This window comes from Gilliamella sp. (genome assembly GCF_024104075.1).
Taxonomy (GTDB): Bacteria; Pseudomonadota; Gammaproteobacteria; order Enterobacterales; family Orbaceae; genus Gilliamella; species Gilliamella bombi.
This window is the reverse complement of sequence record NZ_JAGGHR010000010.1, coordinates 704-18,539: the sequence shown is the minus strand read 5'-3', so window position 1 is coordinate 18,539 and position 17,836 is coordinate 704. Positions and strand designations below refer to the sequence as shown.

At 33.8% G+C, this 17,836-nt stretch carries 11 protein-coding genes and 1 pseudogene; all 12 read right to left on the bottom strand.

Going from position 1 to position 17,836, the window contains the following annotated elements; translation table 11 throughout:
- Positions 1 to 69: 69 nt before the first annotated feature.
- Positions 70 to 4,344: an acyl-CoA dehydratase activase-related protein gene (locus tag J6569_RS04470; protein WP_296317812.1), complete on the bottom strand. Its 4,275-nt coding sequence runs from the start codon at positions 4,342 to 4,344 to the stop codon at positions 70 to 72.
- Between the two features lie 191 nt (positions 4,345 to 4,535).
- Positions 4,536 to 5,255 carry an epoxyqueuosine reductase QueH gene (locus J6569_RS04465; RefSeq protein ID WP_296317811.1) on the bottom strand — a complete coding sequence of 240 codons (720 nt, stop codon included), beginning with the start codon at positions 5,253 to 5,255 and terminating at the stop codon, positions 4,536 to 4,538.
- A 284-nt stretch (positions 5,256 to 5,539) separates the two neighbouring features.
- Complete coding sequence (locus J6569_RS04460) at positions 5,540 to 6,730, bottom strand: ABC transporter permease (protein ID WP_296317809.1); 1,191 nt, start codon at positions 6,728 to 6,730, stop codon at positions 5,540 to 5,542.
- A complete protein-coding gene (locus J6569_RS04455) occupies positions 6,727 to 7,887 on the bottom strand; it encodes an ABC transporter permease (protein WP_065590981.1) in 1,161 nt (386 codons plus the stop codon). Before J6569_RS04455 ends, J6569_RS04460 begins: the two co-directional genes overlap by 4 nt.
- A gap of 42 nt (positions 7,888 to 7,929) precedes the next feature.
- Positions 7,930 to 8,907 carry an HlyD family secretion protein gene (locus J6569_RS04450; protein WP_065560073.1) on the bottom strand — a complete coding sequence of 326 codons (978 nt, stop codon included), beginning with the start codon at positions 8,905 to 8,907 and terminating at the stop codon, positions 7,930 to 7,932.
- 166 nt (positions 8,908 to 9,073) lie between these two features.
- Positions 9,074 to 9,172 (bottom strand): annotated as a pseudogene (locus J6569_RS04445) (IS5/IS1182 family transposase); the annotation flags it as partial.
- 133 nt (positions 9,173 to 9,305) lie between these two features.
- Positions 9,306 to 9,488 (bottom strand): hypothetical protein, encoded by a 183-nt coding sequence (locus J6569_RS04440; protein ID WP_296317808.1) that lies wholly within the window; start codon positions 9,486 to 9,488, stop codon positions 9,306 to 9,308.
- A gap of 219 nt (positions 9,489 to 9,707) precedes the next feature.
- Positions 9,708 to 10,838 (bottom strand): ABC transporter permease, encoded by a 1,131-nt coding sequence (locus J6569_RS04435; RefSeq protein ID WP_296317806.1) that lies wholly within the window; start codon positions 10,836 to 10,838, stop codon positions 9,708 to 9,710.
- A 5-nt stretch (positions 10,839 to 10,843) separates the two neighbouring features.
- Positions 10,844 to 13,642 (bottom strand): ribosome-associated ATPase/putative transporter RbbA, encoded by a 2,799-nt coding sequence (gene rbbA / locus J6569_RS04430; protein WP_296317804.1) that lies wholly within the window; start codon positions 13,640 to 13,642, stop codon positions 10,844 to 10,846.
- A 13-nt stretch (positions 13,643 to 13,655) separates the two neighbouring features.
- Complete coding sequence (locus J6569_RS04425) at positions 13,656 to 14,729, bottom strand: HlyD family efflux transporter periplasmic adaptor subunit (protein ID WP_085164023.1); 1,074 nt, start codon at positions 14,727 to 14,729, stop codon at positions 13,656 to 13,658.
- A gap of 268 nt (positions 14,730 to 14,997) precedes the next feature.
- On the bottom strand, positions 14,998 to 15,519 hold the full coding sequence (locus J6569_RS04420; protein ID WP_296317801.1) for a DUF2867 domain-containing protein: 522 nt from the start codon (positions 15,517 to 15,519) through the stop codon (positions 14,998 to 15,000).
- Positions 15,520 to 16,212: 693 nt separating this feature from the next.
- Positions 16,213 to 17,541 carry a hypothetical protein gene (locus tag J6569_RS04415; protein ID WP_296317799.1) on the bottom strand — a complete coding sequence of 443 codons (1,329 nt, stop codon included), beginning with the start codon at positions 17,539 to 17,541 and terminating at the stop codon, positions 16,213 to 16,215.
- Between the last annotated feature and the right edge of the window lie 295 nt (positions 17,542 to 17,836).

Sequence of the window (17,836 nt, the reverse complement as noted above, 5' to 3'; positions counted from 1 at the left end):
TCCTCCTTGTAAATGCATTACTATGAATAATTTTATACATTATCACATAACCATAAGCCATTATAGTTATTAAACAATACGTTGTAATTGCGTATACTTTAATGAGCTAACCATAAAATGTAAACGATTTAGCACGTTTACTTCTCCTGCCCCATCATCAAAATCCAAATACAATAAATTAAGTTTAGGATTCAAGTCACGCATACGTTTTTCAACACCTTTTGAAACCACATGATTAGCAATACAGCCAAAAGGTTGCAAACTAATGACATTGTTAATACCATACTCAGCAAAACTCATGATGCCTGCTGGGATCAACCAGCCTTCTCCAAATTGGTTACTTAAATTAAGAATTTGTTCAGCTTTTTTTGCTATATCACGGATATTATGAAATGGTTGATAATATTTAAAATTAGCCAGAATTTGATTAGTTTTATCAATATAACGTTGTGCAATCTTCTCAAAAAAGTGTAATAAATAGGAAAGATACCTTTTTGATTCAAGGTGATTATCAATATTACTATCAAAATTTACAAAGCCTTGAACAAAAAATTCGAGCATTGGAGGTATCACTGGCTCAATGCCTTGATCAATTAACCAATCAATACTGTGTTGGTTACCAAAATTATTATATTTAACATAGATTTCACCTACAATACCAATTTGTGGGCAATTTTTGTTTAGAACTTCTACTTGGTTAAAATCAGCAACTGCTTCGGCTAATAGTGTATAAATTGCTTTATGACCTTTATACTGACTAATAGCCTGCTCTAATTTTCTTATGTAAAGATCCTTGAGTTGATCAACTTGTTGTTTTATCTTTGCTCTAGGCGCTAGAGCGTAATACATTTTAGCTAATGAATCAGTAAACAACATAGCAAAAAAAGAAGTTGGCAGTGCTTTAAGCCAATTAATTTTAAAACCTGGCTGTTCACTCTGATTCATGTTCTTAAGACTAAGTGATATGATTGGTATATCTTCAAAACCATTACTAATCATGGCCTTTTTAATTAATGATAGATAACTACTTGCACGACACTGTCCCCCTGTCTGAGTAATTCCAATCGCAACTTCGTCACGATTATACTTACCAGATTGAAGAGCTTTGATAATATCGCCAACAATAATGGTTGCTGGATAGCAAATCTCGTTATTACAATATTTTAATCCCCACTCAACCGAAGTTTTATCTGGTTTTGGCAATGTTTCTAGTTTATAGCCCAATAATGCAAATACTGACGGTAAAATTGGCGAATAAAAGTCAGAAAGGAACGGAGCTAGTATCGTCCTACGCTGTTTATCTTGTTTATTAAAAATAGCTATTTTTTTACGTTCAACAGATTTTAATGGCTGTTGGTGATTCATACGGATGGATTCAATTATTGACCGCAAACGTAAGCGAACGGATCCCGTTGCTGAAATTTCATCAACACGAATAATCGTACAGGTTTTGCCTTTTGATTCTAATATCGCCTTACATTCATCGGTGACAATCGCATCAGGTCCGCAACCGAATGAATTGAGTTGAACGAATTGAATATTATTTGCTTGTTGTGCCACAAAGGTTGCCGCAGCATATAAACGATTTGGATAACTCCACTGTGAACAAATTTGTAGTTCTGGTGACAATTGATTGATCGCTCCCAATACCGAATCTTCAGTAATCACATCGCAACCAAGTGCATTTAAGATTTCGGGAGTTTTATGGTTTATTAAACTGTCACTATGATAAGGGCGCCCCGCTAAAACAAATACATAACGTCCTGTTTGTTTAGCATTATTTAAGACCTCAATTGCTTTATTATAAAGTGATTTTTTAAACTCAGATTGAGCAATTATTGCACTAGAAAATGCTTTCTCTGCCACAGCTTTATTAATACCTAACGAAGTTAAATACTTAATACAGCCTTTTTTAAGTAATTTAATATTGGTGAAATTAATAACCGGATGATCAATTGGCAAGCCATATTTAATTTCGGGATTAATCGCACTATTTACCACTTCAGCATAACTACTGACTATTGGACAGTTATAACTATTCACAGCATTATCAAACTGCGCAGACTCAAAAACCACCATGGGCATAAAAATACGATGAACCTTTTGTTCAATAAGTTCCATAATGTGCCCATGTACCAACTTAGCAGGAAAACAAACACTATCAGACATGACTGTTCCTGCCCCTTTTTCATAAATAGCATTGGTTGAAAATGGCGAAAGAGTAACCTTAATGCCACTGTGAGTTAATAACGTATGCCAAAAAGGAAAATTTTCGTATTGTCCTAACACTCGCGGAATGCCAATATTGATTTTTGCATTAGAAGTTGAAATTGCAATACGATCAAATAACAACGCATTTTTATAATCAAACATATTAAATGAATTGTTATCTTTTTGAGGATTATTACTTAAAAAACGTTCACATTTATTGCCTGAATAATAGCGTTTCCCATTAGCAAAACGATAAATTACAATATCGCATTTATTTTCGCACCCTTTACAACGCGAAGGTTTAGCTTTGTTATCTTCGGCTTTGTATAAATTGTTTAAACCAATAAACGTTGATGCTATTGGGTTTTGTTGATAGTGATTTTTTGCTACTAATGCAGAGCCATAAGCCCCCATTAATTCAGGTATATTAGAACTCGTAATTTGTGCACCAGTTAATTGTTCTAACGCTCTAAAAACTGCTGGATTTTTAAAAGTTCCACCTTGTACCACAATATGATCACCTAGTTTTCGCATATCGTGGAGTTTTAATACTTTGTGAATCGCATTTTTTATGACTGAAAAAGCCAACCCAGCTGAAATATCACCAACGGTAGCATTCTCGCGCAAAGCTTGTTTAACTTTAGAATTCATAAAAACAGTGCATCGTGTACCTAAATCGCAAGGGCTTGTTGATTTACAAGCCGCATCAGCAAAGTCGATCGTATTAAAATTAAGTGATTTAGCAAATGTTTCAATAAACGACCCACATCCTGATGAACAAGCTTCATTAAGTTCAATATGATTAACAACACCATTGGATATAAAAATAGCTTTCATATCTTGGCCGCCGATATCCATCACAAAGCTTACCTCAGGATCGATATGTTTTGCAGCGGCAAAATGCGCCATCGTTTCAACAAGTCCATCGTCAAAAGCAAAAGCTGCTTTTAATAGCTCTTCGCCATAACCTGTAACACCTGTGCGAGCAATAACAATGTCTTTACTTGATGATGCAATTTCTTGCTTTAATTGTGTTAAACCTTTGCTTAAAGCACCAATAGAGTGACCATTATTTGGTGCATAATAGGTAAAAAGCAACTCATCATCTTCACCAATTAAGGTAATTTTTGTAGTTGTAGATCCACTATCAATACCTAAAAAAGCGTTTTGTTTTTGATAATCAGCTAGCTTAATTTTAGGAATTTCAATATATTTTCTTTGTTTTTTCCAATCATTAAAAGACAATAATTTATTAAATAATGGATTTAATCTAAAAGACTGATTAGTGGTTATTTTTGTTGAGGCATTTAATTTTGCAATAAAATCAGTAATTGAAAGTTCAGTACGATCCAAAAGATGAATTGCAGCTCCCCAAGCCGACAATAACGTGGGATGTTCAGTTTTTACAATTTGATCTTCAGTTAGCTTTAAAGTCTCTAAAGCCGCTTTACCAAGTGTTGGAATAAATGAAAATGGTCCACCAATTAACATCACTTTTGGTACAACGTCATAACCACGCGCTAAGGTGTTAACTAACTGAATACAAACGGCATGCAAAACAGAATATGCGATATTTTCTTTTGAAACGTTACGACTAATCAGATTTTGGACATCGGTTTTAGCAAAAACACCACAACGAGAAGCAATTGGGTAAATTTGGTTGTGATTTTGGGCGAGAAGATCGAATTGTTGAACTGGAGTATTAAGTAACGTTGCCATCTGATCGATAAACGCTCCAGTTCCTCCAGCACAACTGCCATTCATACGAATATCTGGTGGACGATCTGGGAAGAAGAAGATCATCTTACTATCTTCTCCCCCTATATCAATCAACGTTCTTACTTCGGGATATTTTCGTTGCACAACTTCTGAAGCAGCTACCACTTCTTGAATAAAAGCAATCTCTGCTTTTTCCGAAATCCCCATTCCTGCCGAACCAGTCACTTTCACCGACAAGATAATATTATTGCCAAGTTTTTGTACTATCTCATCTAATAATCGCAACACAGTTGCTATAATATGGGTATTATGGCGAACATAATTGGTATAAACAAAATTGCCATGCTCATCAAGCAACACACATTTAGCTGTTGTAGAACCAACATCCAATCCTAACTTATAAAGTTTTGACATAATAAACTCACATTTAGCAAGAATATAACTGACTATCAGAAAATTAATTTTATAAATGATAATTATAGTTAAATGTTCAAATTTTTTAATAGTTCTGTTTAAAAAATATCTTTCCGCAGATAATAACAGTGTCAAAAAGTTTCAGGTAACTATACGTTTGAGTATGGTCTATAATTAAATGTCCCTAATAGTTATAAACCTTTTTCTAAACCTTGCTTAGCTATCGCAATCACATTTTTCAAATCAACACCTTGTGATTTGGCAGCAAAAATACAACCGCAATAACATTGACGATACACATCATACTCCTTGCATAATTCAATAGAGCGTTTATAACCGTTATTTTTTTTGAAATCAGAAGGCAGATAATTGACCGAAAAGATCTCTTGAATTTCAAACCCCAGTTCGTTTATTTTTTGGCTATTCTTTTTAGGGCTTAGTGTTAAAGCACTTGCAAAATAGTCAAAGCCCAATTCTTGTGCTTTAATTGCGGCCAGATCTAATCGCATTTTATAACAAATATGACAACGCTCGCCACCTTCGGGCGCATCACGTAAATGACCAACTTGTTTAATAAATTCTGCTGGCTGATAAGGTGCTTCTAAGAATTGAACGTTATTACCTGTTTTTTGATTAAAGTCAGCAATAAATTTCTGTTGCACCATACTACGGTGCTCATATTCAACTCTGGGATGGATATTAGAATTAGCAAAATAAATCGTAATATCTGCATATTGTGCTAAATACTCTAAAACATAGGTACTACAAGGTGCACAACAACTATGAATTAATAACTTTGGTCGAACTGATTCTGATTGCCAATTATTAATCACTTCTTTTAAAACAGAATCGTAATTTACTTTATTATGTGGATTTAATTTTTCGAGAATATTTTTAGCATTAATTAACATGGGGACTCATTTATTTTGTTTTCTATTTTTGGGGTCTAGCTAACTAAGATCTTAGTCGGCCAATTATGATATAGCTATACACACTAACCTTCAAGGAAAAAACTAAAATTCTATATCTAACTTTATGAAACTGACATATTTTTATATATAACAAATGAGGTTTATCATAAAGCTAAAAAAGAAATTCAAACATATTAATACAGCTGCAAATTAGTGCCATTGATGACGTTGTTGTATCAATCAATTTTTATTTGATTATTTATAATAAATGAACTATTGCTAATTTAATTTTCTCTCCTAGCATTTGTCGACATTATCTTTTGAACATAACGTTTTTCTAAAATAAATGCGATACAAAAATAGACAATGGTTAATATCCACAAATGCCAATATTGTTGACTAAATTCGGAAAAACTTGCTCCCATTTGATTTATTTTTACTGACCCTACTATAGCTGGTACAGCTGGAAATATATAGCCAATAAAATGGAACAAAGGAGGCATCAATTCTTTTGGCCAAGATAATCCTGTAACAAAAAAGATAATCATACTTGACGGTATAATTAAGCAAAACACATCACTTACCGTATGGACAAAATGTGAAACAATTTTACCTAATAACGAAGTGGACAAAATAAAAGGAAGAATAAATAGTAAGGAAACAGATAGATGACTTAGGCGCGGTAAGTCATACCAATAGTTAGCAAATACGGTATAAATAATAAAATAGATTAAATACAGTACTAAATAAGTCAATAATTTACCAGAAAGCAGGAATAATGCCGATGAAACCGTGTGATTCTGTTTATTAACAAAGGCTATTTCAAAATCAGAATTTTTACTAAATAGACGGCATAAAATACTACCGATAAATAATGTCTGATTTAAGATCAAAATAAAAGCGGCTGGAATAATATAGGTTGCATATCCTGATTGAGGATTAAATAAACTAATTAACTGGCTATTAAAAGGAGAAACATTATTATTTGCCACTGCAGGATCGATACCTTGCGCTATTTTGCGTGAAATTGAAATTTTAGCGCCAAAATTACTGGCAACGGTATTAATGGCGGTAGCAACATTACTATAAATTAAAATATAGCTCGCATCGCCATAATATGACACTGGGCTAGTTTTTCCTTCTAATATATTCTTTTGAAAACGGTAAGGTATGAGTACAACTCCATATATTTTACGTTCTTCGATAAGTTTTTTAGCCGTTTCTAAGTCTGCAATATGTAAGTCTATATTGATGGACTTATTAGCATCAAGTTGTCTTACTAGATCTCGACTGTAATTGGTATTATCTTGGTCAATAACAGCAATAGGAACATCTCGGATTGCTTCATGTAAATAAGGTTGTGGATAAAAGATGAAATAGATAAATATTCCCACAAACATAATGCTAACTATCGCTTTGGTTTGGAAAATTCGTTTTAATTCATCATAGGAAATTAATAGTAAAGATTTAATCATATCAACCGCCTACGGATCTTTCGTAAAAAAAGATAAACAAGAATAGCCATAACACTTAATTGGATCACTAAATAAACAAACGGTTGTAAGGAAGTTACTATATTTGGCGATCTTAATGTTTGATCAAGACGAATTTGTATATACCATGTTACAGGTAATAAAGCACTCCAAATATAAGCAAAGGTATTCATTGCAATCCGAGGAAAAATAAGCCCAGTAAATCCAAACGCAGGTGATGCTACTAAGCTTGCAGTGCCATAAGCTTGTGCTAGTGTTGATCCCGTTAAACCAAAGAAAATGCCATACAAACATGAAGTCAAAATAAAGCCTATATCACCAAGTATAAGCAATATTAAATGTCCATTTAAAGGTAAATTAAAATTAGCAATTAAAACGGTATCAAATAGAATCAAGCAAAATAAAAAATAGATAAAATAAGGAATAATGCGTCCTAATAAAAAGATAAAAATATTATGATTAGCTAATTTTAATATTTGCTGATACCCCGTTCCAGTAAAACGATCACGAGTAATACTAGTAACCATGGCCATCATAATAATGATTTGTAATATAGTAGGAATTAAACCACTAATTAACGTATATAGATAATTTAAAGTTGGATTATATAAAGGATGTAAACTTGTCGGTATAGTTTGCATTTGGCTTTGTGCAACTGGTGAAGCAATTCCTTTTTCTAATAATCCTTGCAATACTATTTGACTATTTGCTGTTTTCAATGCGGAACTCATCGCCCGAAAAATAATTGTTCCAGCTGACATATACTGATTATTATAAAAAGCGACAACTTCTGGCTGATGACCAGCTATAAGATCTTTTTCAAACTCATGCTGAATGAAAAGCACAGCATAAACATCACCTTTAATCAACGCATGTTTAGCTGAGGTAAGATCTTGATAACGTTCAGCTACCTGTAGCTGAGGTGAAGCAGCAACTTGTTGAATCAATAAGCGAGATGATTTGGTTGTATCTTGATCAACAACAGCAATAGGTACCTGAGTAATAACACCGGCATGGTACATATAAACAAATAAAAAAATAAATAATAAAGGATAGATGAAAACTAATAAACACAAAATACGTTGTTTAATTAATTTACGAAGTTCCCATCCAATTACTTGAAATAGCCGGTGATACATTAATATCGTTCCTTTTTGTGTAAAATCTCGATATTATTCAAGCTAGCGAGATTGCCACTTTGTAGTAACACTCATTCCTGGGCGGAGACCTGACACTTTATTAATTGGTTTAGCACGCATTTCAAAAGTCTTTAAGTCAAAATCACCCGTTGCTTTAGTCGCTTGCCAATTCGCATATTGACCTAAAGCATTTAATACAGTGACTTTAACATCTATAATCTGATTATTTAATGCCGGTACTCTTACTTGAAACGTATCACCAACTTTAAGGTTTCCCAGCAAATCTTCACGTATATTAAAAGTAAACCAAATATCATTTAAATCAATAATAGAATAAAGCGGAGTACCTGGGCTGTATAATTGCCCTGTTTCAGCGACTCGAGTCGTAATTTGACCGTTAATTGGAGAAACTAAAGTTAATTCATTAACATCAGCTTTTACTTGCGCCAATGCTGCTTCTGATTGTTCAACTTGCACATCGGCTAATTTTTTCTGTTCTACACTGCTACCGTTTTCGGCTAGTGATAAGTTAGCTTTAGCGGCTTCATAAGCTTTAATGGCCGCTTGATATTGATTAAAGGATTCATCATAGCTTTGCTTTGAAACAGTGCCATTTTTAGCTAAGCGATTAATTCTTTCATAGCTAGTTTGAGCTAAATCTAAATCTGATTTAGCTTTATCTAACTGCGCTTTTTGCACATCAATTGTTTCTGGTCTAGTGCTATAAGTATTATCACGACTCGCCATTGCTACTTTTAATTGCGCTTCTGCTGTTGCAAGCTGAGCTAACAATGCAGGATTTGAAAGAGTAAGAAGAACTTCACCCTGCTTAACATCGTCACCAACATCATAATTAAATTGATTTACTCGACCTTGAACTCTGGCAGCAACATCAACACGATTAGATTCAACTTCACCTTGCAAAATAATAGTACTAGGTTGATAAGCAAAATATATAATAACAACCATAGCAATAACAGCAATGATCGCTACAATCAAAGAAAAACGTTTTTTATGCATAAATTGGGCTTATAAAGGTTAAAGCAAAATTGCAATATTAGTATTGAAAATAATATAAAGCCAAACACTTAAATACGCAATAAAATATATACTGTTATATGTGTTAACGATTAAAAAATATTTATCCTTTGTTAGGGATTGTTGATCTTTTGTATTCATGTATTAATCAACAATGCATTGGTAGCCACATAAGTATGAATGCCAGAGATAACATGCAGACATAATTCCTTTCTAATTTATCATATCTTATTAAAATAGAACGATAAGGGGTAAATGAATCTTAAGTAATGATTGAGTACTACGAACACGGTAATATCCATGGAAAATAGGATTGTTGATATTTACTAAATTAGTATACTGGTATTAAAGGTGATGATTTCAGACAAAACATGAGAATATTAGCTCCATTCCATACATCTTTTCAATTCACCTAATAATGTGCTTGTATCAATTTTTAAGTTTTTAAAGAAATAGTTATTCATATCATGATTATGCCACAGTGAATTGATGATTTCATGGGGATCAGTGACTACATAGTTATGACCTTGTATGGCTCCACAATGTAGACAAACATTTGCCATATAATGTTCATTGAGTGTTTTACTGTACTTCATTTTAACAGTTGGTACATTTAAGCTAAGCAAGCGATCAATACTGGAAATATCACCGACTCCAATCCCGTGTAATACAGAAAAAATTGTAACTATTCAATTCTTAGTATCCATATTATGTCGTTTCTCAAATTTTTGTAAACAATACGAGTAATCCTTGCAACTAATTTTGCGATAAAATATAGGACATTATGAGCCCATATTCACAATTGAACTACGAAAACGCCTTAAAGCAATTAAAAAGAATACAGCACCAATTGCCAATAACCAAGCAAATGAAGTCCAAACAACGCGTAAGCCAGCACCTCGATACAGTATTGCCTGCCCTAATTCAACAAAATGCGTGGTTGGAGCAAACATCATAATGTTTTGCACAATTTCAGGCATGCTTTCACGCGGAGTACTACCCCCAGATAGCATTTGTAGTGGTAATAAAACTAAAATTAGTAACATTGCGAATTGCGCAGTGGATTTTGCTACTGTTGCCATAAATATTCCAAGTGACGTTGTAACAAAAAGATGCAATGCAGCTCCAATCAAAAATAAGCTTACCGAACCTGCAATTGGTACTTTTAGCCAACTATGAACAACTAACAACAATGCCATCCATGTTGATATTAATACCACAAGTCCCATTGACCATACTTTGGAGAGCATAATTTCAAAAGGGGTAACAGGCATAGCAAGGAGATGGTCAATCGTACCATGTTCTCGCTCTTTCATTAAGGCGGCCCCAGTTAAAATAATCGATAATGTTGTCACAATATTAATAATTTCCATGACTGAACCAAACCAAGATCGTGTTAAATTAGGATTAAATGCAGTATGCACTTGTATATTAACGGGCAAATTAGTTGCCTTACTGTAACGATTAACATATTCAGTCACTTCACCAGTAACAATCTGTGTTATATAACCATTTCCAACAAACGCTTGTCCCATTCGTGTTGCATCAATATTAAGTTGAAGTTCTGGACTTTGGCTATTTAGCACATCACGCTGAAAATTAGGCGGAATATTTAAAGCAAACGTATAATTATCCGTATCCATACCATGATCAACATCGTTCATTGAGTATAATTTAACGGGATCATTAAACATCGGCGGATAAAATGCTGCAATAATTTGCCGTGATAACGGTGAGTCATCTTCATCAACAACTGCAATCGAAGCATGGTGCAACGAATCAGATGTTGCTGTTGCGGCAATGTAAATATCAAAGGTAAAGCAATAGGCAATTAACAACAACATGATAGGATCACGCAATAACCCCCATAACTCTTTTATTCCTAATCGATAAATATTAATTAAACTTTGCATAATATCTATCCTTCTTGTTTTTTAAGAAGAAAAATACTTGCCCCAAGAACAATGGGGATTGTGACCAATAATGCAAATATTGAATTGTGCAAATCCATAAAACCAAGTGCTTTATTAAACACACCGCGAGCAATAATTAGCATATGTGTAGTTGGATAAACCTCACCAATATAACGACCACCACCTTCTAAAGATGCGACAGGATTGAGTAATCCCGAGAATTGAATTGCTGGTAGCATTGTACCTACACAAGTTAAAAAGATAACAGCAATTTGACTACGAGTAACAGTTGAAGCTAACAAACCAAAACCCGTTGAAATAATGCAGTAAGCAAAGGCAGCAAGACATAAAGTAAATAGACTTCCTTTTATAGGAACAGCAAAAATGGTGATTGCCATAAATAACAATAATAAAAAGCTAAACATGGAAATAATGATATAAGGCACTTGCTTACCTAGCAAAAATTCAGCTTTAGTTACTGGAGTTACATATAAATTGATAATTGAACCCATCTCTTTTTCACGCACAACCGATAAAGCCGCCAGCATAGATGGAATCATCAATAGTAAAATTGGTATTACAGCCGGTACCATGGACGGTAAGCTTTTAATATCAGGATTATAACGGTATCTTGTTTCTATATTTGCCAAACTAGTTGAGGATTTTCCTGTTACTTCTTTTACTTTTTCACTTAGCCAAGCAAGATGCATTCCTTGAACGTAACCTTTAATTGTTTCAGCTCGTAGCGGCATTGCCCCATCAATCCAAATAGCAATATCAACAGGATCACCTCGTTGTATATCTCGACCAAAATTGGGAGGGATTTCAATCGCTAAAGCGATTTCATTACTTCTTAACCGCGCGTCCATATCGTTATAATCTGTAATTGGCTCTCTTTCAATAAAATAACGTTTAGAACCCGATAAATTAAGAATATAATTTTGACTAATTACACTTTGATCTCGATCAAGCACAGCAAAATTCAGATCTTCAACATCCATCGTAATACCATATCCCATAACTAACATTAAAATTGCTGAACCTAATAACGCTAATAATGCTCGTAAAGGATCTCTAGATAACTCAAGTGTTTCACGCCATAAGCAACCTATCATACGGTTAAGACTAAACCCTTGAACATGATGATGTGGTAATGTTTTTGTTGCTTGATTGAGTATTTCTTTTGGTGGTTCAACAGAGTGTTCTTCTGCATTACTATCATCAGCTCCTGCATCAACAAGATAGTTAATAAAGGCCTCTTCTAGTGTTTTAGCATTTTTGGAGCTGATAATGTTATCTGGCGTATCGCTTGCTAATACTTTACCTGCATGCATTAATGAGATTCTATCACACCTTGCAGCCTCATTCATAAAATGAGTTGTGATAAACACTGTTACTTTATCTTTTCTAGACAGTTCGATAATTAAACGCCAAAAATCATCTCGAGCAATGGGGTCAACGCCGGATGTTGGTTCATCAAGGATAAGAATTTGTGGATTATGCACAACCGCAACTGACAATGAAAGCCGTTGCTTTACCCCTAAAGGTAAGCTATCGGGTAGATTTTCTGCATCTTGTTCTAAACCAAAACGTTTTAGTAATTCTTCAACGCGGGCAGGTATTTTACTTTCTTCAATACCAAACAGGCGTGCATGTAGAACTAAATTTTGTTTGACCGTTAATTCACTATATAAGGAAAATGCCTGAGACATATACCCCAAATGACGCCTAACGTTAATATCACTAGCATCAACAGGTTTACCAAATAACCATGCTTCTCCTGATGAAATCGGCAATAAACCCGTTAACATTTTCATGGTGGTTGATTTACCACAGCCATTTGAACCTAAAAAGCCAAATATTTCACCTTGTTTAATTGAAAAATTAACATGATCAACTGCGATAAAATTACCAAATTGTTTAGTTAAATCTTTTGCTTCTATGGCTGTTTGCAAATCTTTATTAAGATCTAAAGGTGGAATTTCGACAGTTTGATAACCTTGTCTAGCACTTTCTGGCATTAGCTGAATGAATGCATCATCTAAATTATCTTTTCCTGTCTTAGCTAGTAAGGATTTTGGTGTGCCAGTTTCAAGAATCTTACCGCCATACATTGCCACCAACCAATCAAAATTTTGAGCTTCGTCCATGTAGGCTGTTGCAACAATCACACTCATTTGGGGTCTTTGTTCACGAATTTTGTTAATTAACTGCCAAAATTGGGCTCTGGAAAGTGGATCCACCCCAGTTGTAGGTTCATCAAGAATTAACAAATCAGGATCGTGGATTAAAGCCGAACATAAGCTAACTTTTTGCTTCATACCACCGGACAGTCGCCCTGCTGGTCTTGATAAAAATGGATATAACCCAGTACTACGCGTTAATTCATCAATACGGCGTCGACGTTCGGCCGCATCATTACCAAACAGACGAGCAAAAAATTGTAAATTTTCTTCAACAGATAAAGTCGGATAAAGGTTTTTGCCTAACCCTTGCGGCATATAAGCAATACGTGTGCAAACATTTTTACGGTGTGTTTTATCTTTCATATCACCGTCAAGTACATATACTAACCCATCTTGAATAACATGCGAACCAGCAATTAATGATAATAAACTTGATTTTCCAACACCGTCTGGTCCTATCAATCCAACCATACATCTTGGCGGTATAGCTAAAGTGATACTATCAAGAGCAAGGTTCTTTTTATAATGCAGTGATACATCACTAATTTTTACCACTGCATCATCAAACGATTTAGCTTCGGTTGATAAAGCTAAATCTTTATTGTCGGATTCTGACATATGCTATCCCCAATTATTTTGTTGGACATTTTGCAATATCAGCTAAGCCTGACGGCCACGAAGCTTTTGGATCAAGTTTTACCCAAGCTACACCTGGTAAACCTGTTTTAACTTGATTTATAAAACATTTTAATAATTCAGGGCTTAATTGCGCTTTTACTCTAAACATCAATTTCTGACGCTCATCTTTAGTTTCAACAGTTTTAGGCGTAAACTGCGCAACGCTTGATACAAACGATATTTTGGCAGAAATTGCTTTATCTGGTAGTGCATCTAAAATCAATCTCACTTCATCACCAATACCCACTTTACCTGCGACCGTTTCAGGTAAAAAGAATGTAAGATAAACATCATACAAATTAACTAAATTTAATACTTTTCCGCCTGAAGGTAAAACTTCACCTAATTGTGCTATTCGGTATTGAATACGACCGTCAACAGGGGCATTTAAAGTACTATCATCAATATCAGCTTGAATTCTTTTAATATTAGCACTTGCAACATTGATTGCCGATGTGGCGCTATCAACCCCCGCTTCGGCTACTGCAATCGCTGCGTCAGCGGCAGTAACTTGTGATTTGGCTGAATCTAGTGCTGCTTTAGCATTGTTTACTTTAGCAGTATCGTCATCAAATTGTTGAATAGATATTGCACCTTTTTGATATAGTGCGGTAGTTCGTTGTAAATGTTTTGAGGCGATATCTAAGTCACTTTCCTTTTGGCTTACGCCTGCTTGCGCTGCAACTTTATCACTCATTTTTAATGCCACTTGCGCTTTAGCACTTGCTTCATTACTAACCGCTTGGCGGTATTGTGCTTGGGCTTCATTAAGTTGTGCTTGTAAGGTATCAGTTTGCATGACGACTAAAGCTTGACCGGCTTTAACAAAATCGCCCTCATCAACATTAATTTTTTCTATTCTACCAGCTAATTTAGCTGAAATATTGATTTCAGTCGCTTCAATACGTCCGTTGCCACTAATAAAATCTGAACCATACCCATCAGTTTTTAATTGCTGCCATAAAATAAAAATAATAGAAATAATAACAACTGCAATAACAATCCATTTCCTGCTTATATTTTTCATATAACACCTTATTTTTTTAAAACGATTCATAATAATTTTTAACGAGATAACAAATCGTTATGGCCTAATCAATTGCATCGTTTAAATAGTATCAAATGTTTATGGCAAATAATATCTGTTCATAAAACAATCGCAATAAAAGCTAAAAAAATAAGCAGGATGGTTTTATATTTTATTTATAGATTTGAAATTAATAACATCATTATATTATGCAATAAAGCTGATATGCTCATTGCAACTTGATAAGTTATTTATAATAAAAGACTTATTATTTTATATTTTCAAATAATTTATTAACAATATAAGGATGTAAAATAGCAACGGGTAACATATATAATTTCCCCCAGATATTGTGATTTTTAACTGATGCAATTAAATATACTGTATTTTTACTTATGTCATTACCTTTATCTACAACACGAATACAAACACATACATCTAAATGGCAATCTTTTACAACTAATGTCAGTTTATCGTTGGTTTCCTCTGTTATGGTAAAAAAATCGGCCATATTGCTTTCGTCTGGTTGATGCTTATTTTCCGCAGAACTATCAAATCCATTAATCGCTTTAACACCGATTAATTTCACTAAACAATCCCTTATTTTAAATAGTATTTTTAGCCATCTAGGTTGATAAGATGTCATCATTTTATAAGCTTCATAGGCTGTCAATTTTTTAGAAATATCTTTTTTTTGAGAATCTAAATAATCGATTTCTTCTGCAATAAAGCTTACATTATCAGGTAATGTTTGCCGTACTTTCATAATATGATTTTGTCTGTTTTTCATATCATATTCTCCCTCCTTAAATTATATAAGTCAATTATCAAAAAATATAAGAACACATCATGTTATTTGATCCTTGCAAATCGGCAAACCTCTACTTAATCTTGTGATTTCCCGCTTCTAATTCTTTTAAACATTTGATATATAAGCTTTCTATATCGTTAGATTTCTCTCACTATTTATAAAAAATAGAATTTCCCATACTTTATTTCCAGCAAAACTCTTTAACCAGAATACCGTCTTCAACTTCTTTTAAGATCAATATGATTTAGTGCCTGTCATTTTCTTTTTTTTACTTTTATCATAGAAAATTTTCTAATTTTTTGCTGTACTATTTTATAAAATAGCTACAATTGCTATCTTATTTACTTAAAAAATGGTTATAAGAAAGCTAGGTCTAATCTCCATCATGATGCGTAGAAATTTTGTTTGAATATATACTTTCAGTAACAATTCATTCGTGTCTTATTATTCGATTGACTTTAACTTCGATACAACTAATCACAATCTTATAATTTTACCAACACGTAACCAAATAATTTATCATCACCTTACAAACTTAAATGTCTTTTAATCCATAACTTTATCTTACAATAACCATTTTTATTCTTAAACTAGTACACTAGATGTTTTTTGTTTTTATCTTATAAACCTAATTGTGATGGAACTAAAATTTTTAATTCCATTTCTTGATAATTAACGTACGCACACAACTCTAGTTTCATTATGCACAAAATAATAGTGCCCAATATTACCTTGCTTTGAAAAAACAGTATAATTTTGTACTCCACCATAAAAAGGGTCAGCAGTCCAGTAATCAAAATTGATATCATCCCGTATAAAATCACTATTCACGTAGTATTCATTATCCGTATACCCCCACTCTGCAAAGAATCCTCCCCCGATCCGACGTTGGAAATTATTAGGTTGACCAGATAATCCTCCTGCCCAAGCAACTATATCATTATTTGCATTTGTCATTTCAACAATATGGGGAAGCCTATAACCATTTCCTAAACTACTACAGTACGCTTTGGCTGCCTCTAAACCTCCGCTATAAGTCGGCTTTGCAACAAACCATTTACTTATCATAAAACGATATATAACATTTGTCTTTGCTTTATCTGAATAAATATTAAAGTAAGTTGGAACAACTGATGAGGTTTGACCTTTATTTGAATCACTAGGTCCGGTTAATTCTATTCTAGCAATATTGTAACGGCTTCCTTGTTTTATACTTAAATCTATATTTGAATCTGTTGGCCATTTGCTGTAAGTTAACTCTTTTGCCGATGCTCCTGCCACCGTTAAATCAAAGTACATCCCCTTAGCCCCTATAGTTGGGAAATTTGATGCGGGGGAATTTATATCTTGTGGTTTAAAGCCTTTATCATCATCCCACTGTTCAACTGGACCACGATAACTAACAAGTACATTTCCATTATACCTTAACGTTGGTTGAGCAAAGCATGCATAAGGAACTGCAACTTTAGGTGTTAGATAATAACTAACGCTTCCACCTTTAAACTCAGTTGATCTTGGCTTTCCGTATTGGGTAGATAAAATACCACTATCACTCGTTAAAGTGATTTTATAAGGCGAATAACAAGCATTTAATTCTGTATTCTCATTAACTATTTTTCCATCAACATTTTGCACGGTCATTGTAAGATTACCTGTTACAGAGATCGAACTATCGCCATCATCATCTTTCCAAAATTTGTTAGTTGATACTACATCTGTTAAAGTAACTACTGATTTCCCTTCGGGAATGAATTTCTTAATATCTTTCAGTTTTTGATCTACAGCAGGCAACTCAATTGGGTTATTTTCCGATGACGGATTATTACGGATACTATATTGCCTACCATCAGACAATGTAATACTCAATAAATGTTCTGTTGAATTTGCTTTAGTCCCCTTTCTATCAAACGATAAATAAGGCGCACTACCTTGAATTGTCTTTACTGTTATTGCTGATAGTGCAATTGCATTACTCGATATAGTTAAACATAACAATACCAAAATCATTCCAAAAGCATAATTTTTTATATTTGGTTGCGTTAACCGTGGAGTTAGTTTACAAATCTTTGCTATTTTAGTCAGAAACTTCGGTTTTATCCGAAGTAGTAAAAATGAAGTTTTAATTAAGTACAACTTGTAACTATAAGGACTTGAATACGTGAAAATTAACAGTATGTATAAAAATAACTTTTTAAGTTGTTCAGAGGGTGACCTGTGTACCTGTGTACCTGTGTACCTGTGTACCTGTGTACCTGTGTACCTGTGTACCTGTGTACCTGTGTACCTGTGTACCTGT